The sequence below is a fragment of the Streptomyces sp. NPDC001532 genome (assembly GCF_040298625.1).
In the GTDB taxonomy this organism is placed as follows: domain Bacteria; phylum Actinomycetota; class Actinomycetes; order Streptomycetales; family Streptomycetaceae; genus Streptomyces.
In genome coordinates this window covers 88,690-112,958 of record NZ_JBEPAL010000017.1, presented here as the reverse complement: position 1 = coordinate 112,958, position 24,269 = coordinate 88,690, and the positions used below count along the sequence as shown (strand labels likewise).

The 24,269-nt window shown below is 73.2% G+C and carries 22 protein-coding genes; 9 read left to right on the top strand and 13 right to left on the bottom strand.

Annotation, left to right across the window (positions count from 1 at the left end; genetic code table 11):
- The first annotated feature begins 117 nt into the window (after positions 1-117).
- A complete protein-coding gene (locus ABT232_RS17990; RefSeq protein ID WP_351840889.1) occupies positions 118-1,506 on the top strand; it encodes an amidase in 1,389 nt (462 codons plus the stop codon).
- 17 nt (positions 1,507-1,523) lie between these two features.
- Here the strand turns inward: ABT232_RS17990 and ABT232_RS17985 are convergent, their stop codons facing one another.
- From ABT232_RS17985 to ABT232_RS17955, 7 genes are all read right to left on the bottom strand, one after another.
- A complete protein-coding gene (locus ABT232_RS17985; RefSeq protein ID WP_351840887.1) occupies positions 1,524-2,015 on the bottom strand; it encodes a GNAT family N-acetyltransferase in 492 nt (163 codons plus the stop codon).
- A 54-nt stretch (positions 2,016-2,069) separates the two neighbouring features.
- Complete coding sequence (locus ABT232_RS17980; RefSeq protein WP_351840886.1) at positions 2,070-2,243, bottom strand: hypothetical protein; 174 nt, start codon at positions 2,241-2,243, stop codon at positions 2,070-2,072.
- 423 nt (positions 2,244-2,666) lie between these two features.
- Entirely contained in the window at positions 2,667-4,160 is a 1,494-nt protein-coding gene (locus ABT232_RS17975) for an SDR family NAD(P)-dependent oxidoreductase (RefSeq protein WP_351840885.1), read from the bottom strand.
- Between the two features lie 103 nt (positions 4,161-4,263).
- Entirely contained in the window at positions 4,264-5,655 is a 1,392-nt protein-coding gene (locus ABT232_RS17970; protein ID WP_351840884.1) for a wax ester/triacylglycerol synthase family O-acyltransferase, read from the bottom strand.
- A 202-nt stretch (positions 5,656-5,857) separates the two neighbouring features.
- The gene (gene glgC, locus ABT232_RS17965; RefSeq protein ID WP_351840883.1) at positions 5,858-7,078 is read right to left on the bottom strand and encodes a glucose-1-phosphate adenylyltransferase; all 1,221 of its coding nucleotides are present in this window, start codon (positions 7,076-7,078) and stop codon (positions 5,858-5,860) included.
- 81 nt (positions 7,079-7,159) lie between these two features.
- Complete coding sequence (gene glgA / locus ABT232_RS17960) at positions 7,160-8,323, bottom strand: glycogen synthase (protein ID WP_351840882.1); 1,164 nt, start codon at positions 8,321-8,323, stop codon at positions 7,160-7,162.
- A 37-nt stretch (positions 8,324-8,360) separates the two neighbouring features.
- Entirely contained in the window at positions 8,361-9,233 is an 873-nt protein-coding gene (locus ABT232_RS17955) for a (2Fe-2S)-binding protein (RefSeq protein WP_351840881.1), read from the bottom strand.
- Positions 9,234-9,442: 209 nt separating this feature from the next.
- On the opposite strand from ABT232_RS17955, the gene ABT232_RS17950 reads away from it, so the two are divergent.
- On the top strand, positions 9,443-10,558 hold the full coding sequence (locus ABT232_RS17950) for a DMT family transporter (protein WP_351840880.1): 1,116 nt from the start codon (positions 9,443-9,445) through the stop codon (positions 10,556-10,558).
- Here ABT232_RS17950 and ABT232_RS17945 read toward each other — a convergent pair.
- Complete coding sequence (locus ABT232_RS17945) at positions 10,548-11,714, bottom strand: transglycosylase family protein (RefSeq protein ID WP_351840879.1); 1,167 nt, start codon at positions 11,712-11,714, stop codon at positions 10,548-10,550. The two genes, ABT232_RS17950 and ABT232_RS17945, sit on opposite strands and share 11 nt — an antisense overlap.
- A gap of 266 nt (positions 11,715-11,980) precedes the next feature.
- Between ABT232_RS17945 and gnd the strand changes: the two genes are divergently transcribed.
- Positions 11,981-13,420 carry an NADP-dependent phosphogluconate dehydrogenase gene (gnd, locus tag ABT232_RS17940; RefSeq protein WP_351840878.1) on the top strand — a complete coding sequence of 480 codons (1,440 nt, stop codon included), beginning with the start codon at positions 11,981-11,983 and terminating at the stop codon, positions 13,418-13,420.
- Positions 13,421-13,987: 567 nt separating this feature from the next.
- On the opposite strand, the gene ABT232_RS17935 is transcribed toward gnd, so the two are convergent.
- From ABT232_RS17935 to panD, 3 genes are read right to left on the bottom strand one after another with little or no spacing between them, the layout of a single operon-like run.
- Positions 13,988-14,620, bottom strand: a complete 633-nt coding sequence (locus ABT232_RS17935; RefSeq protein WP_351840877.1) for an aspartate/glutamate racemase family protein — start codon at positions 14,618-14,620, stop codon at positions 13,988-13,990.
- 19 nt (positions 14,621-14,639) lie between these two features.
- Complete coding sequence (locus ABT232_RS17930) at positions 14,640-14,984, bottom strand: GNAT family N-acetyltransferase (protein ID WP_351840876.1); 345 nt, start codon at positions 14,982-14,984, stop codon at positions 14,640-14,642.
- Positions 14,985-15,005: 21 nt separating this feature from the next.
- Positions 15,006-15,425, bottom strand: a complete 420-nt coding sequence (panD, locus tag ABT232_RS17925) for an aspartate 1-decarboxylase (protein ID WP_351840875.1) — start codon at positions 15,423-15,425, stop codon at positions 15,006-15,008.
- A gap of 382 nt (positions 15,426-15,807) precedes the next feature.
- On the opposite strand from panD, the gene ABT232_RS17920 reads away from it, so the two are divergent.
- The 4 genes from ABT232_RS17920 to ABT232_RS17905 all read left to right on the top strand — a co-directional run bounded on the left by ABT232_RS17920 (position 15,808) and on the right by ABT232_RS17905 (position 20,511).
- On the top strand, positions 15,808-17,370 hold the full coding sequence (locus ABT232_RS17920; RefSeq protein WP_351840874.1) for a GMC family oxidoreductase: 1,563 nt from the start codon (positions 15,808-15,810) through the stop codon (positions 17,368-17,370).
- A gap of 262 nt (positions 17,371-17,632) precedes the next feature.
- Positions 17,633-18,142 carry a DUF4334 domain-containing protein gene (locus ABT232_RS17915; RefSeq protein ID WP_351840873.1) on the top strand — a complete coding sequence of 170 codons (510 nt, stop codon included), beginning with the start codon at positions 17,633-17,635 and terminating at the stop codon, positions 18,140-18,142.
- Positions 18,139-19,230 (top strand): NAD(P)-dependent alcohol dehydrogenase, encoded by a 1,092-nt coding sequence (locus ABT232_RS17910; RefSeq protein ID WP_351840872.1) that lies wholly within the window; start codon positions 18,139-18,141, stop codon positions 19,228-19,230. The genes ABT232_RS17915 and ABT232_RS17910 overlap by 4 nt, the downstream gene beginning before the upstream one ends.
- Positions 19,231-19,296: 66 nt before the next feature.
- Complete coding sequence (locus ABT232_RS17905; protein ID WP_351840871.1) at positions 19,297-20,511, top strand: TetR/AcrR family transcriptional regulator; 1,215 nt, start codon at positions 19,297-19,299, stop codon at positions 20,509-20,511.
- A 181-nt stretch (positions 20,512-20,692) separates the two neighbouring features.
- Here ABT232_RS17905 and ABT232_RS17900 read toward each other — a convergent pair whose 3' ends face one another.
- Together ABT232_RS17900 and ABT232_RS17895 are read right to left on the bottom strand one after the other, a co-directional pair.
- Complete coding sequence (locus ABT232_RS17900; protein WP_351840870.1) at positions 20,693-21,892, bottom strand: oxygenase MpaB family protein; 1,200 nt, start codon at positions 21,890-21,892, stop codon at positions 20,693-20,695.
- Positions 21,893-22,088: 196 nt separating this feature from the next.
- On the bottom strand, positions 22,089-22,949 hold the full coding sequence (locus ABT232_RS17895; protein ID WP_351840869.1) for a thermonuclease family protein: 861 nt from the start codon (positions 22,947-22,949) through the stop codon (positions 22,089-22,091).
- 191 nt (positions 22,950-23,140) lie between these two features.
- On the opposite strand from ABT232_RS17895, the gene ABT232_RS17890 reads away from it, so the two are divergent.
- Positions 23,141-23,554, top strand: a complete 414-nt coding sequence (locus ABT232_RS17890; RefSeq protein WP_351840868.1) for an SRPBCC family protein — start codon at positions 23,141-23,143, stop codon at positions 23,552-23,554.
- Positions 23,555-23,595: 41 nt separating this feature from the next.
- The gene (locus ABT232_RS17885) at positions 23,596-23,904 is read left to right on the top strand and encodes a hypothetical protein (RefSeq protein WP_351840867.1); all 309 of its coding nucleotides are present in this window, start codon (positions 23,596-23,598) and stop codon (positions 23,902-23,904) included.
- Positions 23,905-24,269 lie beyond the last annotated feature (365 nt).

The following is a 24,269-nucleotide window of genomic DNA, read 5'->3' as shown; positions in this document are numbered from 1 at the left end:
ATCCGGTCCGAACCGTGCCCGCCCTCGCCGGTCTCTCGACGCGGCCCGGCCCCACCGGGCACAGTTCTCCCTACGTACTCACCAGTAGCCAGCTGAACCCATCGCCGAGGAGCACCCGTGACCAACTGGGTCGGACGGACCGCCGTGGAGATCGCCGCCGCCGTACGGGAGAAGCGGGTGACGCCACGGGAGGTGGTGGCCGCGCACCTGGCGCGGATCGAGCGGCTGGACGGCCGGATCGGCGCCTTCCGTACGGTGCGGGCCGAGGCGGCGCTGCGCGAGGCCGAGGAGGTCGCCGCCCGCGGCGACCTCGGTGAACTGCCGCTGGCCGGGGTGCCCGTGGCCGTCAAGGACAATCTGGCCGTGCGCGGCGAGTCCAGCCGGATCGGTTCGGCCGCGACACCGGACACGCCCGCGGCGGCGGACCACGTCACCGTGGCCCGGCTGCGGGCGGCGGGCGCGGTGGTGGTGGGGCTGACCAACGTGCCCGAGCTGTGTGTGTTCGGCACCACCGAGGGGGTGCACGGCACCTCCCGCAACCCCTGGGACACCTCCCGGACGGCGGGCGGTTCGTCGGGCGGCAGCGCGGCGGCCGTGGCCGCCGGGATGGTCCCGCTCGCCCTCGGCAACGACGGCATGGGCTCGCTGCGCATACCGGCGGCCAACTGCGGCCTGGTCACGCTGAAGCCGGGCCACGGGGTGGTACCGGCGGGCATCGGCGAGGGCGACTGGTTCGGCATGTCGGAGAACGGGCCGCTCGCCACCACCGTCGCGGATCTGCGGCTGATGCTGTCGGTCCTCGCGGACGGCGGCGCCACCGCCGTGGGCCCGGACGCCGCCGCCACGCCCAAGGTCGCGCTCTCGCTGCGCAGCCCGCTCGCCGGGGTCGTCCTCGGCAAGCCGTACGCGCAGGCCGCGCGGGAGGCGGCCGGTGTGCTGCTGAAGGTGGGCCTTCCGGTGCGGCGGGCCGACCCACCGTACCCGCTGTCGCTGCCCTTCACCGCGCTGGCGCACTGGACGGCGGGCACGTCGGTGGACGCCCAGGGACTCGATCCGCGGCTGCTGGCCCGGCGCACCCGCGTCCACGCGGCCGTCGGCCGGCGTTTCGCCGGGCGGGTGCGGTCCGGGGCGAGCCGGGAGGAGCTGCGCCGGCGGCTCGAGCCGTTCTTCGCCGAGTACGACGTGCTGCTCACGCCCGCGCTGGCCCGCCGCTCGCCCAAGGCGGCGCCGTGGCACGAGCGGGGCTGGCTGCGCAACCTCGCGGCGAACTCCGCGTACTCGCCGCTGACGCCGCCGTGGAACCTCACCGGCTGGCCCGCGATGGCGGTGCCGTTCGGCAGGCTGCCGTCGGGCGCCCCGTGCGCCGTGCAGTTGGTGGGGCGGCCGGGGACGGAGACGCAACTGCTCGGGGTGGCGGAGCAGTTGGAGCGGCTGCGGCCCTGGGAGCGGACCGCACCGCTCGACCGGGCGCTCTCCGTACCGGACGCTCAGGGGGTGTCCGGCTAGGGCCTGTCAGACAGGCCCTAGGCCGACGGCAGGGCCTTGTACATGACGTGGAGGCCGACGAGCCCGTGCCTCGGGTGGTCGAAGGCGTTCGGCACGGTGGTGAGGATCGTGAAACCCAGGGACGTCCACAGCTTCACGGCCGGGTTGGTCTCGACGACCGCGTTGAACACCATGCCCCGGTAGCCGTGCGCCTCGGCCTCGCTCAGCACGTGCTCGGCGAGGGCTCGGCCGATGCCGCGGCCGCCCCGGTCGGGGTCGACCATGAACCCCGCGTTGGCGATGCGGGCGGCGGGACCGCCGTAGTTGGGGGTGAGGTAGGCGGAGCCGACCACGGCTCCGGTCTCGTCCTCGGCCACGTAGACGCGTTTCGCCGGGCTCATCCAGAGGGCGCGGGCCGCCTCCTCGCCGGTGTCCGGGTCCCAGGCGTAGGTCTCGGCGGCGGCGACGATGCGGTGCCAGAACGGCCAGATGCGCGGCCAGTCGTCGGCGGTGGCTTCTCTGATCAGCATGGGCGTGAGTCTCGCACGCCCAGCTGACCGGTGATCGCGAGCCTGCCCGGGAGGTCAGTCCACGCTGGGCAGGATGTGCGGCTCGGCGAGGTCGTCCTCGTAACCCGCCAGGCGGATCGGGGCCGAACGGGCCCACACGTCGAGGCTGCCGAGCTCGCCGGGACGTCGCCCCGCGCGCTCGTTGCGTTCCTTGGGGCGCTGATCGCGATTCTTCTTCTCCGGTGTCACCGCGCACTCCTTATGTGTCGGGTCACCCTCGGGCTTGCCGGCCAGTCTGCGGTCCGCGGCACGACGCGCACTCGGGTCTCAGTCGAATCCGTCCGGACGCGGTGGCGTCTGCAACTCACGGGCGAGCAGGCCGATGTGCACCGGCTGTTCCCGGGACGGACGGTGGGTGTGGGTAGGGACCCGTGCTGCTGTCCGTCCGCCTTAGGTTAACCAAATGAGCGGGCGTCCGCTCGATGGCGCTCGAAACTAGGGGGAGCTTAGGGGTGACTATGCCAAGTCGTCCGTATCGTGCCGCACAACCCCTTGCGCCGTTTTGCCACATGATGCCCCGTTCACCACTCACCCGCTCGGCCTACTGGGCCGAGCGGATGTCGGAATGGAGGACGCATCGGGCGGGCCGGCGCGGGCGGTGCGGGGCGGGTGTCACCACTTGCCGGGCGCGTAGTCCTTCAGGAAGACGCCGTACAGGTCCTCGCCCGCCTCGCCGCGGACGATCGGGTCGTAGACGCGGGCGGCACCGTCGACCAGGTCGAGCGGGGCGTGGAAGCCGGCCTCGGCGAGGCGCAGCTTGTCGAAGTGCGGACGCTCGTCGGTGATCCAGCCCGTGTCGACGGAGGTCATGAGGATGCGGTCGGCGTCGAACATCTCCTGGGCGCTGGTCCGCGTCACCATGTTCATCGCGGCCTTCGCCGCGTTGGTGTTGGGGTGCCCGGCGCCCTTGTAGCCGCGAGCGAACACGCCTTCCATCGCGGAGACGTTGACGACGTAGGAGCGTCCGCTGGCGGCCTTGCGGGCGGCCTCGGCCATCACCGTGCGCAACTTGCTGATCAGGATGAACGGCGCGGTGTAGTTGCACAGCTGGGTCTCCAGCAGCTCCACCGGGGAGATCTGCTCGATGGTCTGCACCCAGGTGTTGCTGTCGACGACGTCCGGGACCAGGCCGCCGGCGTCGATGGCGGTGCCGTCGAGGTGGCGGGCGATGCTGGCGTTGCCCGCGACCAGGGCGAGGTCGGCGACCTTCTGCGCGTCGAGCCCGCTGACGCCGACCGGCAGCGCGGCGAGCCCGTCGACCGCACCGGAGTTGAAGGCGCCGATGACGTGGTGGGCCGGGAGCTCGCCGGCGGGCAGCGGGGCGCTCTCGCCCTCGACCAGGGCGGCGTAGGCGGAGGGCAGGCGGCGCACGGTCTGCGTCGCGTTGTTGATCAGGACGTCGAGCGGGCCCGCCTCGGCGACCTGGTCGGCGAGGGCCACGGCCTGGGCCGGGTCGCGCAGGTCGATGCCGACGACCTCCAGGCGGTGGATCCAGTCCGCCGAGTCGTCCATGGCCTTGAAGCGGCGGATCGCGTCCTTGGGGAACCGGGTGGTGACCGTGGTGTGGGCGCCGTCACGCAGCAGCCGCAGCGCGATGTACATGCCGATCTTGGCGCGGCCGCCGGTGAGCAGCGCGCGCTTGCCGGTGAGGTCGGCGCGGGCGTCGCGGCGGGCCCGGTTCTCGGCGGCGCAGTCCTGGCAGAGCTGGTGGTAGAAGTAGTCGACCTCGACGTACCGCTGCTTGCAGACGTAGCAGGAGCGGGGGCGCTGGAGTATGCCCGCGATGGTGCCGGCCTCGGTGCGGGAGGAGGGCAGGATGCCTTCCGTCTCGTCGTCGATGCGCTCGGCGGAGCCGGTCGCGGTGGCCTCGGTGACCGCCTTGTCGTGGGCGGTCTTGGCGGCCCGGCGCTCCTGGCGGCGGCGCTGCTTGACCGTGCGGTAGATCTGCGAGGTGGCCCGGCGCACCTTGATCGCGTCGGGGTGGTCGACCTCCAGCTGGTCGAGTTCTTCGAGCACGCTGAGGCAGATCTCCAGGCGCTCGGGGTCGATACCGGGCCCGAAGACCAGCTCTTCCGTGGCCTGCGTGCCGTCGTCTGTCACCGTCATCGCCGCTGCTGTCCCGCTTCTGCCCTGGCGGCGCTCCGACTCGCGCCCGCATTCGAACGGCAGATTTTACGGAGCACCGGGCCGCACGCCAAACCCGTGCCGATCAGGGCGTACAGGCCAAGATCAGGGTACGCACCTCCTCGTGCAGGGCCCGGGCGAGCCGGTCGAGGTCGGGGACGGCCTCGGCGTCGGCGACCAGGCCGTAGTGGACGGCGCCCCGGTAGGTGGAGACGGCGACCGCGAGTGCCTGGCCGTGGGCGAGCGGGGCGAAGGGATAGACCTCGGTGAGCGGGGCGCCGCCGAGCTTCAGGCCGAGCGAGGGCAGCGGCACGCTGGTGACCAGGATGTCGAACCAGAGCCGGGCGGCCTGGGAGACCAGGGGGCCGCCGAGCCGGTGGCCGAGGGCGGGCACATGGTCGGCGAGCAGGGCGACGGCGCCCGCGCCGCGGTGCGGGCCGGCGTCCTTGTTGCGGTCCATGGCGGTGCGTACGGCGTCGAGGCGGCGCAGCGGGTCGGGGTCGCCGACGGGGAGCCGTATCAAGTAGCCGGAGAGCCGGTTGCCCTGCGGGTGGGCGGTGCGGGGGCGGCGGGTGGAGACGGGGATCAGGGCGCGCGGGGCGACACCCTCGCTGCCGTCGCCGCGGTCGTCGAGCCAGCGGCGCAGGGCGCCCGCGACGACCGCGATCAGTACGTCGTTGACGGTGCCGCCGACGGCCTTGCGGATGCGGTGGACATCGTCGAGGTCCAGGGCGGCTCCGGCGGTGCGGCGGGTGCCGGAGGGCCGGGCGGCCAGCGCGGGGACGGGCCGCGCGCCGAGGGTGGAGCGGGCGACCGAGGCGCCGATGTCGAGGGCGCGGCTCGCGTCGGACAGGGCGCCGCGCAGCAGCCCGGGCAGCCGGCGGACGTCGGGCAGCCGGCCTCGGGGCGGCTCGGCGGGGCGGCGCCGGGGCGGCGGCAGGTCCATCGGGTCGAGGACGGCGGCGGCCAGGGTGAGGGCTCGCAGGCCGTCGGCGAGGGCGTGGTGGAACTTGAACAGCACGGCGAAGGAGTCGCCGTCCGCGCCGGGCAGCACATGGGCCTCCCAGGGCGGCCGGCCGCGCTCCAGGGGCCGTTCCATGAGCTGTCCGGCCACGGCCTGGAAGTCGGCGGCGGGGTCGTGCAGCCGGACGTGGTGAAGGGGGTCGAAGTCCGGGTCGGGCTCGCGGGCGGCGCCGCCCAGGGAGAGCGGCCGGCCGAGGTCCAGGGGGAACGGCCGGCCGAGGTCGATCGGGAACGGGCGGCCGAGGTCGCGCGGCTGCCACAGGTCGCGGATCCGCATCCGCAGTCCCGGTACGGCCGCGGCGCGGGCGGCGAGGAGGTCGGCGGCGTGGGCGGCGGCGGTGGGCGAGTGCGCGGCGAAGACGCCGAGGGCCCCCAGGTGCATGGGGTGCCGTTCGGACTCGATGTTCCAGAACGCCAGGTCCAGAGGGGCGAGCAGGTCGTCAGAAGAAGTCAATGCCTTGCCTCGCGTCGACGACAGGTAGGGCAGCAGTCAATCGCTCATGAACGATTACGGTCAAGGACTGCCAGGCTACGCTCAGTTAACAGCGCATTAAGCCCCGGCCTCGACACCTCTGCCGCCACACCGGTGACACCGGACACACGAGTGGACGCCCGGCACCCCTGACGACACCCCCGACGGACCCCTCAGGCACTCCCTACGGCACCCGCTGCCCCTTGCCCAGCGCGATCACCCCGCCCTTCGACACGGTGTACAGCTCGCCGTCCCGGTCCGGGTTCACCCCGATCGTGGCACCGGGCGGCACCTCCACGTTCTTGTCCAGCACCGCCCCGCGCACCACCGCGCCCCGCCCGATGTGCACGTTGTCGTGCAGCACCGACCCCTGCACCACCGCCCCCGGATCGACCACCACGCCCGGCGAGAGCACGGACCGGGTCACCTGTCCGCGGACGAGGCATCCCGCACTGATGATCGACTCGCTGGCGATGCCGCCCGCGTTGAACCGGGCCGGCGAGAGCTGGTTGGAGTGGGTGTAGATGGGCCAGTCACGGTTGTAGAGGTTGAAGGCGGGGCGGTCCGCGATCAGGTCCATATGGGCGTCGTAGTACGCGTCCAGGGTGCCGACGTCGCGCCAGTACCCCTGGTCGCGGCTGGTCTCGCCGGGCACGTGGTTGTCGCCGAAGTCGTACAGCTGCGCCTCGCCGCGCTCGGTGAGCTGGGGCAGGATGGAGCCGCCCATGTCGTGCACCGAGTTCCGGTCCTCGGCGTCGCGCTGGAGCGCCTCGATGAGGGCCTTGGTGGTGAAGACGTAGTTGCCCATCGAGGCGAAGACGCAGTCGGGAGCGTCCGCCAGTCCGGGCGGATCGGCCGGCTTCTCCAGGAACCGCTCCACCGTCTGGCCGTCCGCGCCCGGTGTGATCACCCCGAAGGACGGGGACTCGGAGCGCGGTACTCGGATGCCCGCGACGGTGACCCCGGCGCCGGACTCGATGTGCTGCGCCAGCATCTGCCGCGGATCCATGCGGTACACGTGGTCGGCGCCGAACACCGCGACGTACTCCGGCTGTTCGTCGTGCACCAGGTTCAGGGACTGGAGGATCGCGTCCGCGCTGCCGAGGTACCAGCGCGGGCCGAGCCGCTGCTGGGCCGGGACCGGGGTGATGTAGTTGCCGAGCAGACTGGACATCCGCCAGGTGGTGGTGATGTGCCGGTCCAGCGAGTGCGACTTGTACTGCGTCAGCACACAGATGCGCAGGATGTCGGCGTTGACGAGGTTGGACAGGACAAAGTCGACGAGCCGGTAGGTGCCGCCGAAGGTGACCGCGGGTTTCGCGCGGTCGGCGGTCAGCGGCATCAGCCGCTTGCCCTCCCCACCCGCCAGCACGATTCCGAGCACCGAAGGTCCACCACGACGCATGGCCGCTCCCCTCCCGATGGATTCACTGCACGACTGCCCTCGAACAGGGCGGACAAGCCTGCCTGCGGAGCCGCGGCGGCACTACGTCCCGTCGGCGATCCGCTCGTAGAGCCGCGCGGTGCGCCGGGCGACCGCGTCCCACCCGAACTCCCCCACCGCGCGCTCCCGTCCGGCCTCCCCCATCCGGCGGGCGCCCTCCGGATCGCCGAGCAGCGCGTCCAGGGACCGCGTGAGTCCGGCTTCGAAGTCGTCGTCCACGGACACCAGCAGACCGGTCTTGCCGTCCTCGACGACCTCCGGGATACCGCCGACCCGGGAGGCCACCACGGGCGTGCCGCAGGCCATCGCCTCCAGGTTGACGATGCCCAGCGGCTCGTAGACCGACGGGCACACGAACACGGCCGCGTGCGTGAGGAGTTGGACGACCTCGGGGCGCGGCAGCATCCGCGGGATCCAGTGCACGCCCTCGCGGACCCGGCTCAACTCCTCGTACAGCTCGCGGAACTCGCGGTCGATCTCCGGAGTGTCCGGCGCGCCCGCGCACAGCACGACCTGGGCGGCCGGATCGATGCCGCGCACGGCCCGCAGCAGATGCGGCACGCCCTTCTGCCGGGTGATGCGGCCGACGAAGAGCACATACGGACGGGCCGGGTCGAGGCCGAGGCGGCGCAGCACGTCGGTGCCGGGATCGGGCCGGTACAGCGCGGTGTCGATGCCGTTGTGCACCACGTGGACCCGCGCCGGGTCCAGCGCCGGGTAGCAGGAGAGGATGTCCTCGCGCATCGCGGTGGACACGGCGATCACCGCGTCGGCGGACTCCATCGCGGTGCGCTCGGCCCAGCTGGACAGGGCGTAACCGCCGCCCAGCTGCTCGGCCTTCCAGGGGCGCAGCGGTTCCAGCGAGTGGGCGGTCAGCACGTGCGGGATGCCGTACAGGAGCTTGGCGAGATGGCCGGCCAGGTTGGCGTACCAGGTGTGGGAGTGGACGAGCTCGCGGCCTTCGAGGGCGGAGGCCATGGCCAGGTCAACGGAGAAGGTGCGCAGCGCGTCGTTGGAGCCGTCCAGGGTGGACCAGGGGCGGTGGCGTACGACACCGGTCGCGCGCTCCGCCAGGGTGACCTCGCCCCAGCAGTGCACCTCCAGGTCGACCAGGGACCGCAACTCCTGTGCCAGGAACTCCACATGGACGCCCGCGCCGCCGTACACGTCCGGCGGGTACTCCCGGGTCAGCAGTCCCACACGCACCCGGAACCCCCTGTCTCAGCGGCTGATGCCTTCATGGTCACCCAGATGCGGCGCGCGGGGAAGACCGCGGGGGCCGGGTGAAGCAGCAGTCGCCACAGACGCCGCCGCCCGGCAGCCGGTAGTACAGACAACAGCTGCGGCGCCGGAAGGCGGTGCCGGAGAAGCCACCGGTGTCCACGAGGCGCGGGTCGGCGAAGAGGCCGGCGGTCAGGGTACGGGCGCGCGCGGCGACCTCCGCCCGGCCGTGCGCCCGGGCCTGCCGGGCGAGGACGCGGGCGGCGCCGGCCAGGGCGGAGGCGGCGTTGCCGCGCAGCAGGCCGGGGGCGAGCCGGTGGCGGGCGCGCAGGGCGGCGTCGAGCGGTTCGAGGTGTCCGCGCAGCACGGCGTCGGCGAGGACCGCGGGGTCCGCCGCCGCGTCACCGGGCAGCGGGCGCGTCTCGGTGAGCCACAGGTCGTCGGGGGCGCCGGCGTCGGGATCCCAGCGGAGCAGTTCGGGGCGGAGGTCGGGAAGGCGGCCGTAGACGGCGGCGCAGCCGAGGGCGACGGACCAGAGGCGGGCGGCGAGGCCGAGGTGGGCGATGGAGGCGGCGACGCGCGGCTCGGCGGCGTGCAGGGCGGCGGCGACCTTGCGCACCCGGAAGGCCAGGGGGTCCGCGGGCAGGTCCGACGGCTCCTTCGCGGGATCACCGGTGTACACCTGCGCGAGCGTCGGCGGAGGGCCGGGCGGGGACTCGGGCGGGCGCCCGGGGGCGGCGGCCGTGCGGGAGCGGGGCTCGGCTTCGCGGGTGCGGGGTTCGCCGGTGCGGGGTTCGCCGGTGCGGGGTTCGCCGGTGCGGAGGGGGAAGAACCCGCCGAGCGGGCGGAGGGCGGCGAGTTCGGGGTCGAGGTCCACGAAGAGCAGTAGTACCAAGTCCCTTAGGGGACGGGGCCCCGGGGTCGCGGCGTACGGCGCCCGCCTTGGGGATGACTGCGCCCGCTTCGTACTCCATCGGCAGTAGTACGCATTGAGTGCTCAAGTACGACGACGGGGAACACATCGGCAGGGCATCGTGTTGCCATGGAAGCAGACCGCTCGCCGCGTCGGGCTCCGCGCCCCCGCCTCACGCAGAGGAGCAGCCCATGAGCGCCCTCGCGTTGTCCGTCCTGCTGTCGCTCGTGTCCGCGGTCGCCTACGCGGGCGGGGCGATCGTGCAGGAGCGCGTCGCGGCGTCCTCGCCGGGCGAGCAGTACGCGCCGCTGCGCCGGCCGAGCTGGTGGGCGGCGGTGGCGCTGAACGGACTGGGCGGACTGCTGCACGTGGTGGCGCTGGCGTACGGCCCGCTGAGTCTGGTCCAGCCCCTCGGGGCGCTCACCATCGTCTTCGCGCTGCCCATGGCGGCGCTGTTCGTGGGCCGCAAGGCCGGTGCGACCGCCTGGCGGGGCGCCATCATGGCGACCGTCGGCCTCGCCGGACTGCTGTCCCTGGTCGGCGCGTCCGACGCGCAGTCGCTGGGTGGGCCGCAGCAGGTGGCCGTCTTCCTCGTCACGGCCGGCGCCGTGACGGCGCTGATGATCGCGGGCCGGGCCGCCCACCGCCATCCGGCGGTGCGCGCGATGCTGCTCGCGACCGCCTCGGGCATCGCGTTCGGCATGTCCTCCGTGTTCACCAAGACCGTCGCGGTCGACTGGACCGGCGGGATCTCGGCGGGCGACCTGATGCCCCTGGCCGCGATCGCCGTGCTGGCCTCGGCCGGTCTGCTGCTCTCCCAGGCCGCCTACCGGGGCGCCGGTCTCGCCGCGCCGCTGGCCACGCTGACCGTGGTGAACCCGGTGGTGGCCGCGGCGGTGGGCATCACGATGTTCGGCGAGACCTTCCGCTACGGCACCATGGGCACCGCGCTCGCGCTGAGCTGTGGCGTGGTCGCCGCCGGTGGCCTGATCCTGCTGACCACCGAGCGCATCGCCCACGACGAGGACCGCGCCGCCACGCCCACCGAGGCCGGTGTTCCTGCTCCCGCACCGTCGACGGAGGCCGCAGCAGCCGCGCCCGCGCCGACGGCGGCGCCGCGCGACGAACCCCTGCTCGTACCGCGCGACGAGGCCGTACTCGTGCCGAGCCCCGCGGCGGAGGGCGCCCACGCGAACCGGGCGCCCGCCGCCGGACCGGGTCCGGTGCCGTACTACGCCTCCGTGTACGGCGGCGTGCTCGTCCCGCTGCCCGCCCTCGACCGGCACCGCGGCCGCGTCAGATCCTGACGCCGCCGGCCCGGAGATAGGCGACCGGGTCGACGTCCGTACCGAAGCCCGGCCCGGTCCGCACCTCGAAGTGGAGGTGCGGACCCGAGCTGTTCCCGGTGGACCCCGCGCGTCCGATGCGCTGTCCGGCGCCCACCGACTGCCCCGCCTTCACGGCGATGGCCGAAAGATGCGCGTACTGCGTGTAGCGGCCGTCGCCGTGCCGGATGACCACCTCGTAGCCGAAGGAGCCGGCCCAGCCCGCGCTCACCACCCGGCCCGCTCCGACGGCCTTCACCGAGGATCCGGTGGGCACGGGGAAGTCGACGCCGGTGTGATAGCCCTTCGACCAGCTGGACCCGGTCGCCCGGTAGGGCGTCCCCAGGGAGCCGCTCACCGGGGCGACGAGGGAGCCGGCGCTGGAGGACGCGGCCTTCGGCTGCTCCTTCTGCTCCTCCTTCGCCTCCTCCTGCCGCTCGGTCCTGGGCGCGGACGTGGCCGTTCCGGCCGTCGTCGCCGTACCGGCGGCCTTGCCGCGCAGGCTCAGCCGCTGCCCCGGCACGATCAGGTCGGGGTCGGTCCCGATGGTGGTGCGGTTCGCGCTGTACAGGCCCTGCCAGCCGCCCTTGACCCGCCGCTCCTCCGCGATCGCGGAGAGCGTGTCCCCGCGCACCACGGTGTACATCTCGGCCTTCCCGGCCCGCGACTGCGGCGTGGTCTGCGGCTGTACGTCCGCCACCGAGGTCCCGGCCGCCCGGCCCGAGGTGCCGCCGTCGGGCCGGATGTCGGGGCTCGCGCCGCCGCGGGTCAGTCCGGCCTCCTGCGAACAGGTCGGCCAGGCGCCCGGACCCTGTCCGTCGAGCACCTTCTCCGCCACGGCGATCTGCTGGTCCTTGGTGGCCAGATCCGCACGCGGCGCGTACGCCGTGCCGCCGTACGCCTCCCAGGTGGACTGGCTGAACTGGAGCCCGCCGTAGTAGCCGTTGCCCGTGTTGATGTTCCAGTCGTTGGTGGACTCGCAGGCGGCGACCTTGTCCCAGGTGTCCACATCGGCCGCCTGCGCGGCGCCGGCGCCGACGAACGGGAGGGCTATCCCGGCCCCGCCCGCCGTGACGGTGAGTGAGGCGCGGTTGATCCTGTTCGGCTGATACCGGCGGTGCCGGCCGCGTACGGCCATGAGGTGCCCCCTAGACATGTCCAGAAGGGCCAAAAGTAAACGCGCGTAACAGGCCATGACAAGACGGCAATCAGCCGCCTCACAGCTGCCCGGAAACCCACCCGGAGACCCTGAGCGCCCGGGCCTCCCCGTCCGTATCTGCGGTCGTCCCCCTACTCAGGGAGCCCGGGTGTGCGGTCGGTGCGGCGGCACGTCAGGATGGCCGGAGACAGTACGCAGAGCACGACTGGCACCACCCGATGTCCGGACAGCTAGGAGCCAACCGTATGAGCACGTCAGCCCAGATCGGCGTCACGGGTCTCGCGGTCATGGGCCGCAACCTCGCCCGCAACTTCGCACGCAACGGCTACACGGTCGCCGTGCACAACCGGACGGCGGCGCGCACGCACGCGCTGGTGGAGGAGTTCGGGAGCGAGGGCGAGTTCATCGCGGCCGAGACCGCCAAGGAGTTCGTGGCGGCGCTGGAGCGGCCCCGCCGGCTGGTCGTCATGGTCAAGGCCGGTGAGCCGACCGACGCCGTGATCCAGGAGTTCGCGCCGTTGCTGGAGCCCGGCGACATGATCATCGACGGCGGCAACGCGCACTTCGCCGACACCCGGCGCCGGGAGCGCGAACTGCGCGAGCGGGGCATCCACTTCGTCGGCACCGGCATCTCCGGCGGCGAGGAGGGCGCGCTGCACGGGCCGAGCATCATGCCGGGTGGCTCGAAGGAGTCGTACGACTCGCTGGGCCCGATGCTGGAGAAGATCTCCGCGAAGGCGGCGGACGGGGCGCCCTGCGTGACGCACGTCGGTCCCGACGGCGCCGGACACTTCGTGAAGATGGTGCACAACGGCATCGAGTACGCCGACATGCAGCTGATCGGCGAGGCCTACCAGCTGCTCCGCGACGTCGCCGGCTACTCCCCGGCGCAGATCGCGGAGATCTTCCGCACCTGGAACACCGGGCGGCTGGACTCCTACCTGATCGAGATCACCGCCGAGGTGCTGTCGCACGTGGACGCGGCGACGGGCCGGCCGTTCGTGGACGTCGTGGTGGACCAGGCGGAGCAGAAGGGCACCGGCCGCTGGACCGTGCAGATCGCCCTCGACCTGGGCGTCCCGGTGTCCGGCATCGCCGAGGCGGTCTTCGCGCGGTCGCTGTCCGGGCACGCGGCGCTGCGGGAGGCCTCGCGCGGGCTGGCCGGTCCCACGCCGTCGCCGCTCGGCGAGGCGGAGGCGGCGGCCTTCGCGGACCGCGTCGAGCAGGCGCTGTACGCCTCGAAGATCGTGTCGTACACCCAGGGCTTCCACGAGATCGCGGCGGGCAGCGAGGAGTACGGCTGGGACATCGACCTCGGTGCCGTCTCCGCGATCTGGCGCGGCGGCTGCATCATCCGCGCGGCGTTCCTGGACCGGATCCGCTCGGCCTACGACGCCCGGCCCGACCTGCCGAGCCTGCTGTCCGACGAGACGTTCGCGCAGGAGATCGCCGCGGCGCAGGACGACTGGCGGGACGTGCTGGTCGCCGCGACCCGGCAGGGTGTGCCGACGCCGGGGTTCGCGGCGGCGCTGGCGTACTACGACGCACTGCGGGCCGAGCGGTTGCCCGCGGCGCTCACGCAGGGGCAGCGGGACTTCTTCGGGGCGCACACGTACCGGCGGACCGATCAGGAGGGGTCGTTCCACACGCTGTGGGGCGGGGATCGCTCGGAGGTCTCGGCGTAGGCCTGGCGGCGGCTCGGCGGCTCGGCGCCGGGCGGGAGCCGGTGCCGGTGCCGGAGCCGGAGCCGGAGCTTGATCAGGTGCGGGAGCGGGTACGTAGGGGGTGTTCGCGCGGTTCCCCGCGCCCCTGAAGGGTGATGCGGTGGGCGGTGTCTCGATGCCGCCCGCCGCTTTCTCCTGCTCTCGCTCTCGCTCTTGTTCTCGTCGGTCAGGTCAGGGGTGGGCCCGGTTCCGGGTTCGGGACCGGTTCGGGGCCCGGGGGGATCGGGGACGGGGTCGGGTCGGGGACCGGGGTGGGGCCGGGGGGCGGGCCCGGCGCGGGTGGGGCCGGTGGGGTCGGGGCGGGGCCCGGTGGTTCGGGGGCCGGGACGGGGCCCGGGGGCGGTTCGGGGTGGGCCGGGTCAGGGCCGGGGGTCGGCGGGGGCTGTACGGGATCCGGGTACGGGTTGGTCACGGGGTCCTCCGGCCAGTCGGTGATCGTTGGCTCTGGACTACTCCCCCGCCTACCCGGCGTCCGGCCCCGCAGTCACCCGAGGGCGCCATCAGGGCACCCCGGGTGGCCGCACCGGCTCACGCGGGGAGCGCCGCCTCGGCGGCCGCCGCCAGGCCGGGACGAGGGCTGGACAGCACCGGCACCGCAGTCGTCGTCAGCCGCTCGGCGGGCGCCATGGAGGCCTGCGCGAGGACGATCACGTCGGCGTCGCCGGCCGCGTCGGCGGCGGCTGCCACCAGGCGGGCGTACCCCTCGCTGTCGCCCGCCTCGAAGCGGGACCAGGCACCGTCCACCAGCCGGGTGCGCACCTCGACCGGGCGTCCGGCGCGGCGGGCCTCCTCCTCGATCAGGGCGGCCGTGGGGCCGAGGGTGCTCGCCAGTGCGGCGAGCACCACGACACGCGGACCGGCGGCCACCGCGGCGGCCGCCATCGGACGGTCGACGCGCAGCACGGGCACGCCGTCGGCGGCCGCCTCGGCGACGCCGCCGATGGTCGAGCAGGTGCACAGCACCGCGCGGGCCCCGTCGGCGACGGCGCGGGCGATCACGGTCCGCACCGCGTCGGCGACCGCGTCGGGGCCGTCGCGCCGGGCCCGGTCCAGCAGTTCCTCATGGACCAGGTGCCGCAGTGGCAGCCCCGGCCGGTCCTCGTCCCGCAGGGCGTCGAAGACCGGCACGTGGAGGGGCGAGGTGTGCAGCAGGGCGAGCATGCTCGGCGCGGGGCTTCGCTCAGAACCGGCCGGGGTGGGCCACCAGCCAGGCCTTCGCCGCGCGCAGCAGCTCGGGGTCGGCCTCGGGGGCCTCGTCGGGGTGGCGTTCGGCCCACTTGACGACGTACGGGCAGAGCGGGGCGACGGGGACGCCCTCGCGCTCGGCGAGGGCGTACAGCTCGCGTGCCAGCGAGCCCGCGATGCCCTTGCCCTCGTGGGCGGGCTCCACGATGGTGTGGACGGGGACCAGGGCGCGCGCGGGCGATTCGAGGACGAAGTACTCGATGTGGCCGACGACTTCGCCCTCACCGAGGGCCTCCAGGCGCCCCGCCGCCCGGTCGTCGCGGATTTCGATGTCGCTCATGGGACGCTCCTGGTCCGTCGGTCAGGCCTGCACGGCCTGCGGGGTGCGCTGCTGGTCCGAGCCCGGCACCGGCGCGCCCGGGTCGCTGCCCAGGTCCACGATGCGGTTGTCGTGGTCCACGTGCACCACCCGCGGCTTCAGCGCCCGCGCCTCGGCGTCGGAGACCTGAGCGTAACTGATGATGATCACCAGGTCTCCGGGGTGGACGAGATGGGCCGCGGCACCGTTGATACCGACGACGCCGGAGCCGCGCTCACCCTCGATCACGTACGTCTCCAGGCGCGCGCCGTTGGTGATGTCGACGATGTGAACCAGCTCACCGGGCAGCAGATCGGCGGCGTCGAGCAGGTCGGCGTCTATCGTCACGGATCCCACGTAGTGCAGGTCGGCCTGGGTGACGGTGGCTCGGTGGATCTTGGACTTGAACATTGTCCGGAACATGAAAAGACTCCCGATTCCTCTGCTCCCCGCCTGCTTTGCGCAGGTCAAGGGCGGTCCTCACTTTACAACCGGCACGGGCCCGACTCGAAGACTGTGAGGAACATCGCTGGGCCCCTCGTTCCACGGCCTCGAGGTGCGGCACGAGCTTCGGGTGTCCGCGCGGACGAACCTTCGGTCGACGAGGCGGCGCCGGAGCCGCTCCGGGGTCACGACCCGGCCTTCGGCCGACCGCGCGTCTGCGGGAGACAACAGCCGGTTCCGGCCGACCAGTTGGATTTGCTCGCGCGGGTGCTCGATCCGGCGCACCGTGGACGTCACCGGTCCTTGCGGGCCGGGTGGGCTTTCTTCGTTCGTCGCCACGCGGTTTCGTTCAAGGGACGGGATGAGCATGTACGACTACGTCATCGTCGGCGCCGGATCCGCGGGCTGTGTGCTCGCGGCGCGGCTCTCGGAGGACCCCGGTGCGCGGGTGGCCCTGATCGAGGCGGGCGGACCCGACTCCGCCCAGGAGATCCATGTTCCGGCCGCCTTCCCCCAGCTGTTCAAGTCCGGGCTCGACTGGGACCTCGACTCCGACCCTGAGCCGGGGCTCGGCGGCCGGCGGACCTATCTGCCGCGCGGCAAGGTCTTCGGCGGTTGCAGCTCCGTCAACGCCATGATCTACATCCGGGGCAACCGCGCCGACTTCGACGGCTGGGCCGCGGCCGGGGCCACCGGCTGGGGGTACGACGACGTGCTGCCGTACTTCAAGCGGTCCGAGGACAACGAGCGCGGCGAGGACGCGTTCCACGGCACGGGCGGACCGCTGACGGTCAGCGACGGCAGGTCCGGGCATCCGCTCCCCTCGGCCTTCGTGCAGGCCGCCGTGCAGGCCGGGCACAAGACGAACGACGACTTCAACGGCGAGACGCAGTTCGGCGTCGGCCGCTACCAGCTCACCCAGCGCGGCGGCATGCGCTGCAGCACCGCCGTCGCCTATCTGCATCCCGCCCTCGCCCGCCCGAACCTCACCGTGCTCTCCATGGCCCGCGCCCACCGCGTGCTGATCGAGGGCGGCCGGGCGACCGGCGTGGAGTTCGAGCGGGGCGGCGTCGTCGACGTCGTCCGGGCCGAGCGCGAGGTGATCCTGTCCGCGGGCGCCTACGAGTCGCCGAAGCTGCTGATGCTGTCCGGCATCGGCCCGGCCGCCGTGCTCGGCGCCTTCGGCATCGGCGTCGTCCGCGATCTGCCCGTCGGCCAAGGCCTCCAGGACCACTACATGACCCTGCTGAACTTCCCGACGGCCGTCGACTCGCTCCTGTCGGCGGCGACCCCGGAGAACGCGGAGCTGCTGCAGAGCGCGGGACGCGGCCCGCTGACCTCCAACATCGGTGAGGCGGGCGGTTTCTTCCGCAGCCGGGACGGACTGGACGCACCGGATGTCCAGTTCCACGCCGCGCCCGTCCTCTTCCACCAGGAGGGACTCGGCGCCGTCACCGAGCACGGCCTCTCCTTCGGCCCCTGTGTGCTGGCCCCGACGAGCCGAGGAGCGGTGACGCTGCGCTCCGCGCGCCCGGACGCCGCACCGCGGATCGTCCACAACTACCTCACGACCGCCGAGGACCGGGACGCGATCGTCGCCGGCACGCGGATCGGCCTGGACATCGCCTCACAGCCGGCGGTGGCGGACCTCGTCACGGGGACCTTCGGCGACGCGCCGTCCGCCTCGGACTCCGACGCGGAGCTCCTCGCCTGGGCCCGGCGCGTCGGACAGACGCTCTACCACCCGACGTCGACCTGTGCCATCGGCGCGGTGGTCGACCCCGAGCTCCGCGTGTACGACGTGGCGGGGCTCCGGGTCGTCGACGCCTCCGTGTTCCCGACGGTGACGCGGGGCAACACCAACGCGCCCACGATCATGGCCGCGGAGAAGGCGGCCGACCTCGTCGTGGGAGCCGCGCGATGACGCTGGTCCAGCAGTCGTAGGCGATCTCCGGGGGATGCACCTCGTGCGCGAAGCGCACGCCGCAGGGTCGCCTGCTTACTGAGCGTTCACTAAAGAGCGGAGAGGTTGACGGTCGGTCAACTCCGGCTTTTTCCCTTGTGTTTGTGGGCCGACACCGGGAAAGTGGCATCAGATCGGCTGCCGGACGCCCGGCGGCACTGATCGACCGCTAAGCACCTGATGCTCCACTCCCCCGGTGTCGGTACCGACGAGAGGACCCCGCATGGACGCGCTGGAGGCCCGCACCCGCTTCAAGGAGCTCCGGGAGCGGGACGGCCTGGTCGAGGCCGCCGAACTCGACGAGATCTGGGCCGCGTTGGCGACGGTCCGCCCGGAGGAGATCCTCGGTGCGTGGGAAGGCGGCGAGTTCCGCACCGGCCATCCCCTCGAGGGCACGCTGGCGAAGGTCGACTGGTACGGCAAGACCTTCGCCTCCGTGCACGACGCCAAGCCGCTGATCTGCCGGGACGCGACGGGCGAGCTGTACTCCAACCGCGAGCTCGGCCAGGGCGAGGCGAGCCTGTGGACCGTGGAGTTCCGCGGCGAGACGACGGCCACCATGGTCTACGACGGCCGGCCGGTCCTCGACCACTTCAAGCAGGTCGACGACACCACGCTGATGGGGATCATGAACGGCAAGGGGATCGCCCCCGAGGGCCCGTACTACTACTTCTTCCTCGAACGCGCCCCCGAGACCCCGGCCGGCGGCCCGCGCGCCGCGGAGGGCGCGTGAGACGCGTCCGTGCCGCGGTCGTCGAGGCGCCGGGCGCCCCTTTCACCCTGCGGGAAGCGGACCTCGAGGACCCGCGGCCGCGCGAGGTGCTGGTGAGGATGACCGCTGCCGGCATCTGCCACACCGACCTGGGCATGCGGGACACCTGGCCCCGGCACCTCACCCCGATGGTCTTCGGCCACGAGGGCGCCGGCCGCGTCGAGGCGGTGGGCGCGGAGGTGACCGGCGTGGTGCCGGGAGACCATGTCTGCCTCACCTTCGCCAGTTGCGGCGCCTGCGAGCAGTGCGCGGCGGACCACCCGGCCTACTGCCGCGCCGCGCGGGCGCTGAACCTCTCCGGTGGACGCGCCGACGGCACCACTCCGTTCTCCGTCGACGGCGCACCGCTGCACGCCGGCTTCTTCGGCCAGTCCAGCTTCGCCACACACGCCGTCGTCCACGAGCGCGGCGTCGTCAAGGTGCCCTCCGACCTGCCCGCCGCCATCGTCGCGCCGTTGGGGTGCAGCGGGCAGACGGGCGCGGGCACCGTGCTCAACCGGCTGCGCCCCGAACCGGGCTCCTCGCTGGTCGTCCTGGGCGCGGGCGGGGTCGGGCTGAGCGCGCTGATGGCCGCGGTGGCGGCGGGCTGCGACCCGGTGGTGGCCGTCGACCCGGTCGCCTCCCGCCGCGCCCTGGCCGTCGAGCTCGGCGCCAAGGCGGCCCTGGCCCCCGGCGAAGGCCTGGTGGCGGCGGTGCGCGACCTCACCGGCGGTGGTGCGCACCACGTCGTCGAGACCACCGGACGTCCGGAGATGGCCCGCCGGGCCGTCGGCGCGCTGCGCCCGCGCGGCGAACTCGCCCTCCTCGGCCTCGGTGGTGAGGTGGCGTTCGATGTGATGGGCCTGCTCTCCAAGGGCGTCCGCGTGCACGGGGTGATCGAGGGGGACTCCGATCCCGGGCGCTTCGTCCCCGAGCTGGTCGGTCTGCACCGGCGTGGTCTGCTGCCGCTGGAGAAGCTGGTCGCCACGTTCCCGTTCGAGGACATCGACGCCGCTGTGGCCGCGATGCGGAACGGCGGCGTGGTCAAGCCGGTCCTCACCTTCAGCTGACCGACCGCCCCGGCCGCTCGGGCAGCTCCGCACGGCCCTGTGACGGCCTGTGATTGACTGCTCCGCATGGCCCCCGCCTCCCCGCCCGCCCGTTCGGCCGCGACCGCCGATCCGACCGCGGCCACCCGGCCTCGCAACCGCAAGCAGCTCATCGTCGACGCGGCCGGGCGGGTCTTCAGCGAGCGCGGCTACCACAAGGCGTCCATGGAGGAGGTCGCCGCCGGTGTGGGCATCACCGCGGCCGCTCTGTACCGGCACTTCCCGAACAAGTACGCGCTGTTCGCGGAGTGCGCCCATGTGATGGTGGACAGGCTGGTCGCCGCGCTCGACGAGGTGCCGTCCGGGGCGAGCCTGACGGATGTGCTCACCGCGCTCACCCGGGTCACCCTCGCCCATCGCGCGTCGGGCGGCGTGTACCGCTGGGAGGCCCGGTACCTCGATGGCGAGGACCGCCGGCGTCTCGGGGTGAAGTTCGCGCGCCTGGTGGAGCGGGTCGACGAGGCGGTACGGCGCGAGCATCCCCTCCCCGACGCGCGCCCGCGGGCCATGGCGCGGCTGCGGGCCATGGCGGCGCTCGGTGCGATCGGCTCGATCACGATGCACCACATCTCCATCGCCCAACGCCGGGCCGAGGAACTGCTGCTGGCGTCCGCGCTGGGCGTGGCCGCGACCGATCCGGCGGCGGGCCGGCCGGGCGCGCACCCCGTCGAGCTGCCCGCCCGGCCGGTGCCGCGCACGCGACGGGCGGAGATCCTCGCGGCCGCCATCCCGCTGTTCGCCCGCGACGGATTCGCCAATGTCACCAACGGACAGATCGCGGAAGCGGTGGGGCTGACCCCGTCCGCGCTCTACCGTCACTACCCCGGCAAGATCGACATCCTGGCGGCGGCGTGTCTCCAGGCGGCGGGACTGCTGGCCCAGGGGGTGGAGCAGAATCTGCGCGAGGTGGCCGACCCGCACGACGCGGTGGTCGCGCTGGCGGCGACGTATGTGGCGTACAGCTTCGAGCACACCGAGCTGAACAGTGTCGCCGAGGCCGAGCTCGCCGGGCTGCCGGTCGATCTGCGCAGGCCCGTGGTCCTCGCGCAGCGGGAGCACATCGCCCTCTGGGAGCAGCAGTTGCGGCTGGCCCGGCCGGAGCTGGACCCGCGCCAGGCCAGGGTGCTGGTGCACGCGGGGTTCGGCGTGGTGGTCGAGGCGGGACGCACCCTGCGGTGGCGGGACGGCCCCGGCCACCGTGAGGCCGTGACCGCTCTCGTCGTGGCCGCGCTGGGCCTCTGAACGCTCGTAGGCGTCCGTCGGCGTCCGGCGTCTGGCGTCTGGCGTCTGGCGTCTGGCGTCTGGCGGCGAGATGCCGGCGCCGTGCCGTGCCGTGCCGTGAGGCACCCGTACGACGGGCACGCCGATGCCCGCCCCTCGGTTCGTCTGCCGCGGGGCGGGCCGGTGCGGTCGGAGCGGCGGCTCAGCCCGCCCTGTTGCCGGTGGGGATCGTGATGGGGGTGGTGGTTCCCGAACCGCCCTTGTTCAGGAACAGCATGGCCAGGGCGCGCACGAACTGGTCGAACATGTAGAACGTGCCGGGCATGACGGGCGACAGGCCCTCACGGAACAGGATGAACGCCGGCCATCCGGTGCGGACCAGGGCCGCCGCCGCGTAGTCGCGTTTCAGTCCCAGCCAGTCGCCGACCTCGTTGCTGAGGACATAGCGCACGAACTCGTTCAGGAAACCGCGGGTCACGCCGAGGTCTATCTGCGCCGTCAGGCCGAGCAGTTCCTCGGCCAGGGCGATGCCCTCGGTCGAGGGGCTGAGGATCGGGGTGAGCACCCGCGCCGACTGCGCCTCGGCCTCGGCCCAGGTCCGCGGGATGTGCTCGTAGGGCACACCGAGCAGGTGGACGGCGACCTGCCACGAGTGCAGGAAGGCCTCCTGGTCCGCGGCCGGGTACGGGATCTTCCAGTCGAGCAGCTTCCGGTGCACGTAGGTGCCCAGGCTGTGGAAGGTGACCAGGATGTCGGCGGCGCTGATCGGGATGGTCTCGTCGGCGACCGCCCGCCAGTGCGGCGACTGCGGCAGCAGGTGACGCACCGCGGCGTGCACCACGCGGGTCTTGTTGGCCGTGACGACGAACTGCCCGGACGGTGTGAAGGCCCCCAGTTCGGACAGGTCGTAGCCGAAGGTGAACGTCTTGGCCGCGCGGTCCTGCATGTCGGCGCCGCCCGCGGACCAGTAGACGCTCTTGGCCTCGCGCGGGATCACGGTGCTCATGATGCCGCTGCCGAGCCCGTACAGCATGAACAGGTACGTGTCCCGGCGCCGGTTGAAGTCGGCGGCGCGGGCCAGTTTGGCCTGGTCGGCCCAGGTAGGAAGCCGGTTGACCTGCCGCAGGTACGCGGTGAAGTCGGCCGGCAGGCCGCTGGGCAGCGGGTCGTCGTTGTTCACCCACGACGCCCACGCGGTGTTGATCGCCGGGACGTGGCCGTTCTCCAGCATCGAGGCCATCAGAGGGTCCGCCGCGTCGTCCCAGATCCACTCCGGGCCGGTCCCCGCGGCGGCTCCGGTCGCCGAGCCCGTCGACGCCAGCGCCTGGACGGGGTTCGCCACACCCACGAGGCCGAGCGCCACACCCAGCGACAGAGCCTTTCGCCTGCTGAGGTTCTCCATTGACTTACCTGCTTCCCTGATGGGCCTAAGGGGTCCAAATGCCTTCGCAGACTTGCCTTTTGTGCGACATGGTGCGGGTCGACAGTCGTCGCACCGATGTGATTTCCGGTTAACATAGCGAGGTGTGTAACCGTCGGCAATGGTGGTGACGAAGGCTTGTCCACCGGGCCTTGCCCGCCCTCGGGCCGAAGGAGGTTCAGTCGTCCTCGAACAGCAGGTCCTCCGGCCGGCGCGTCATCCGCAGCGTGTGACCGTTCTCGACCTCGACGATGTGGTGGAGGCCGATGCGGCGTTCACCGGTGGAGAGGATGGAGTAGCGGTCCTGGACGCCGGCCAGGTAGGCGGGGACGCAGGCGACCGGCAGCGTGCCGATGTGGAGGTAGTCGGCCAGGCGGCGGAACAGCTTGGGCAGGAGCACGGCGTCGCAGGTGATCGAGGCCAGGCCGGTGATCTTCGCTCCGGTCGTGGTGGTGTCGGCGGGCCACAGGCCGCGGCCCGCCTGCCGTGCCTCCTTGGCCACGGTGGCCAGCTCCGTGCGCAGTCCGGGGAAGAGGCTGCGGTAGAAGGTCGGATAGGCCAGACCCGTGGCGAGCAGATGGTGGTTGACCGTGGTCCGCAGCAGGGGTACGTCCACGTCCATCTCCAGGCCGCTGGCGCCGGGCGGCTGTCCGCGTCCGGCGAGGGCGATGCAGCGGCCGTGGACGTCGGCACCGCGGGTGAGGACGAAACCGGGCACCGTCTCGGGTGTCGTCGCGGTCACGGTCTCGTTCGGCAGACGCTGGACGTCGGTGAAACCGAGCCAGGTCAGCAGCTCGTCGCGGGCCGCGTGGGCGAACTGCGGCGGCTGGTGGTCGCGGGCCGGGCCGTAGTGGGTCTCCAGCGCGTCGACCCCTTCCAGCCGCAGCTTCGCACGGCCCGCGCCGTGTTCGACGGCGCGTCCGCGCCCGCCGCCGACGAGGCTCCACTCGGCCGGGTCGTCCGCCGTGAAGTGGACCGTGTCCCCGTCCGGCTGGGACTCCTTGATGGCGTAGAAGCCCTTGATGAGGAGCATGGGCATGGCGACTCCTTGAGCGGGAGGGTGCGGAAGGCCGGAGAGATCCCGGCGCGCCGGGTGATGCGGTCCGGCGACGCCGTCCCCCTCTCTCATGGTCGGCCCGCGCCGCCGCCCTGTCCTGCCCTGCGTGCTTATGTCGGCGTAAGTCGGGCACGCGGTCGGCTGTACGCCCCCGAGCCGAGGACGGTGCCGCCATGACCGAGTACGAGCGTTCCCGCACGATGTCCGCGCAGCCGGAGCAGGTCTTCGACCAGGCAGCCGACGTGGGGCAGCTGGACACCTGGCTGCCGGACGAGCTGCATGTGCGGCCGCAGGCACTGCCCGCCGTCACCGTGCACGAGGACCGCACCGACGAGGACACCTCGGCCCTGTTCCGCGCGCGGCCCGAGCAGATGCGGCTCGAATGGGGCACCCGTGAGCAGGGCAGCTACACCGGCTGGTTACAGGTCGCCGGGATCGGCAGCGGGGCCAGCGAGGTGACGGTGCACCTGTCCTTCTTCGAGGACAGCCACGACCCGGGCGAGCAGGCGGTGCGGGACGCGCTCGACGGCAGCCTGCGGCGGCTGGAGGAACGGGTGCGGGTGCGGGGCGACGACGCGACCGGCTGAGGTGCGGAGGCGCGGGTGACCGGGAGGGAGCTGAGGGTGTCATGGCACAGCCGCGGCAGTACGCCGTCGCCGCCTCCGGGCAGTGGACCGACGAGGAGGAGGGCCGCTGGCGGCTGCCCGCGGGCGAGGTGCACGCCTGGCAGCCGGGCCGGAACGAGACGGTGTGCGGGCTGTCCCTGAGCCGGTCCCGGCTGATCCGGTTCCCGCACGTCACCTGGCAGGACACGATCCCGGAGTCCGGCGGCGCCGCGGACCGGGTACGGCGACTGTGCCCGCGCTGCGCCTCCGTCGCCGGCCGCCGGGGCACCGGCGCGCGCCCTCGGTGGCGGCGCGTCGATCCCCGGCCGTGAGGCGGCCCCGGAGGCGGTACGTCGGCTCTCGGCCCCCGGCCGTGAAGCGACCTCGGAGGCGGCGCCTCGGCCCTCGGCCCGGCCGTGAACCGGCCTCGGAGGCGGCACGCCGACCCCCGGCCCGACCGTGAACCGGCCCCGAAGGCCGTACGTCGGCTCTCGGCCCCGGCCGTGAAGCGGCCCCGGAGGCGGCAGGCCGACCCAGGGCCCCGGCCACAAACCGGCCTCGGAGGCGGCACGACGGCCCCCGGCCCGACCGTCAATCGGCCCCCAAGGCGGCACGCCGACCCCCGGCCCGACCGTGAACCCGTCCCTGGAGGCGGCGCGTCTGCCCTCCACCTCGGCCGTGAACCCGTCCCTGGAGG

Coding starts and splice junctions, on each gene's coding strand:
- ABT232_RS17985 (WP_351840887.1), bottom strand. CDS start 2,015: ATGCTGATCAGAGAAGCCACCGCCGACGACTGGCCGCGCATCTGGCCG.
- ABT232_RS17975 (WP_351840885.1), bottom strand. CDS start 4,160: ATGACGGTGACAGACGACGGCACGCAGGCCACGGAAGAGCTGGTCTTC.
- glgC (WP_351840883.1), bottom strand. CDS start 7,078: ATGCGTCGTGGTGGACCTTCGGTGCTCGGAATCGTGCTGGCGGGTGGG.
- ABT232_RS17950 (WP_351840880.1), top strand. CDS start 9,443: ATGAGCGCCCTCGCGTTGTCCGTCCTGCTGTCGCTCGTGTCCGCGGTC.
- ABT232_RS17945 (WP_351840879.1), bottom strand. CDS start 11,714: ATGGCCGTACGCGGCCGGCACCGCCGGTATCAGCCGAACAGGATCAAC.
- gnd (WP_351840878.1), top strand. CDS start 11,981: ATGAGCACGTCAGCCCAGATCGGCGTCACGGGTCTCGCGGTCATGGGC.
- ABT232_RS17935 (WP_351840877.1), bottom strand. CDS start 14,620: ATGCTCGCCCTGCTGCACACCTCGCCCCTCCACGTGCCGGTCTTCGAC.
- ABT232_RS17930 (WP_351840876.1), bottom strand. CDS start 14,984: ATGAGCGACATCGAAATCCGCGACGACCGGGCGGCGGGGCGCCTGGAG.
- panD (WP_351840875.1), bottom strand. CDS start 15,425: ATGTTCCGGACAATGTTCAAGTCCAAGATCCACCGAGCCACCGTCACC.
- ABT232_RS17920 (WP_351840874.1), top strand. CDS start 15,808: ATGAGCATGTACGACTACGTCATCGTCGGCGCCGGATCCGCGGGCTGT.
- ABT232_RS17915 (WP_351840873.1), top strand. CDS start 17,633: ATGGACGCGCTGGAGGCCCGCACCCGCTTCAAGGAGCTCCGGGAGCGG.
- ABT232_RS17905 (WP_351840871.1), top strand. CDS start 19,297: ATGGCCCCCGCCTCCCCGCCCGCCCGTTCGGCCGCGACCGCCGATCCG.
- ABT232_RS17900 (WP_351840870.1), bottom strand. CDS start 21,892: ATGGAGAACCTCAGCAGGCGAAAGGCTCTGTCGCTGGGTGTGGCGCTC.
- ABT232_RS17895 (WP_351840869.1), bottom strand. CDS start 22,949: ATGCCCATGCTCCTCATCAAGGGCTTCTACGCCATCAAGGAGTCCCAG.
- ABT232_RS17890 (WP_351840868.1), top strand. CDS start 23,141: ATGACCGAGTACGAGCGTTCCCGCACGATGTCCGCGCAGCCGGAGCAG.
- ABT232_RS17885 (WP_351840867.1), top strand. CDS start 23,596: ATGGCACAGCCGCGGCAGTACGCCGTCGCCGCCTCCGGGCAGTGGACC.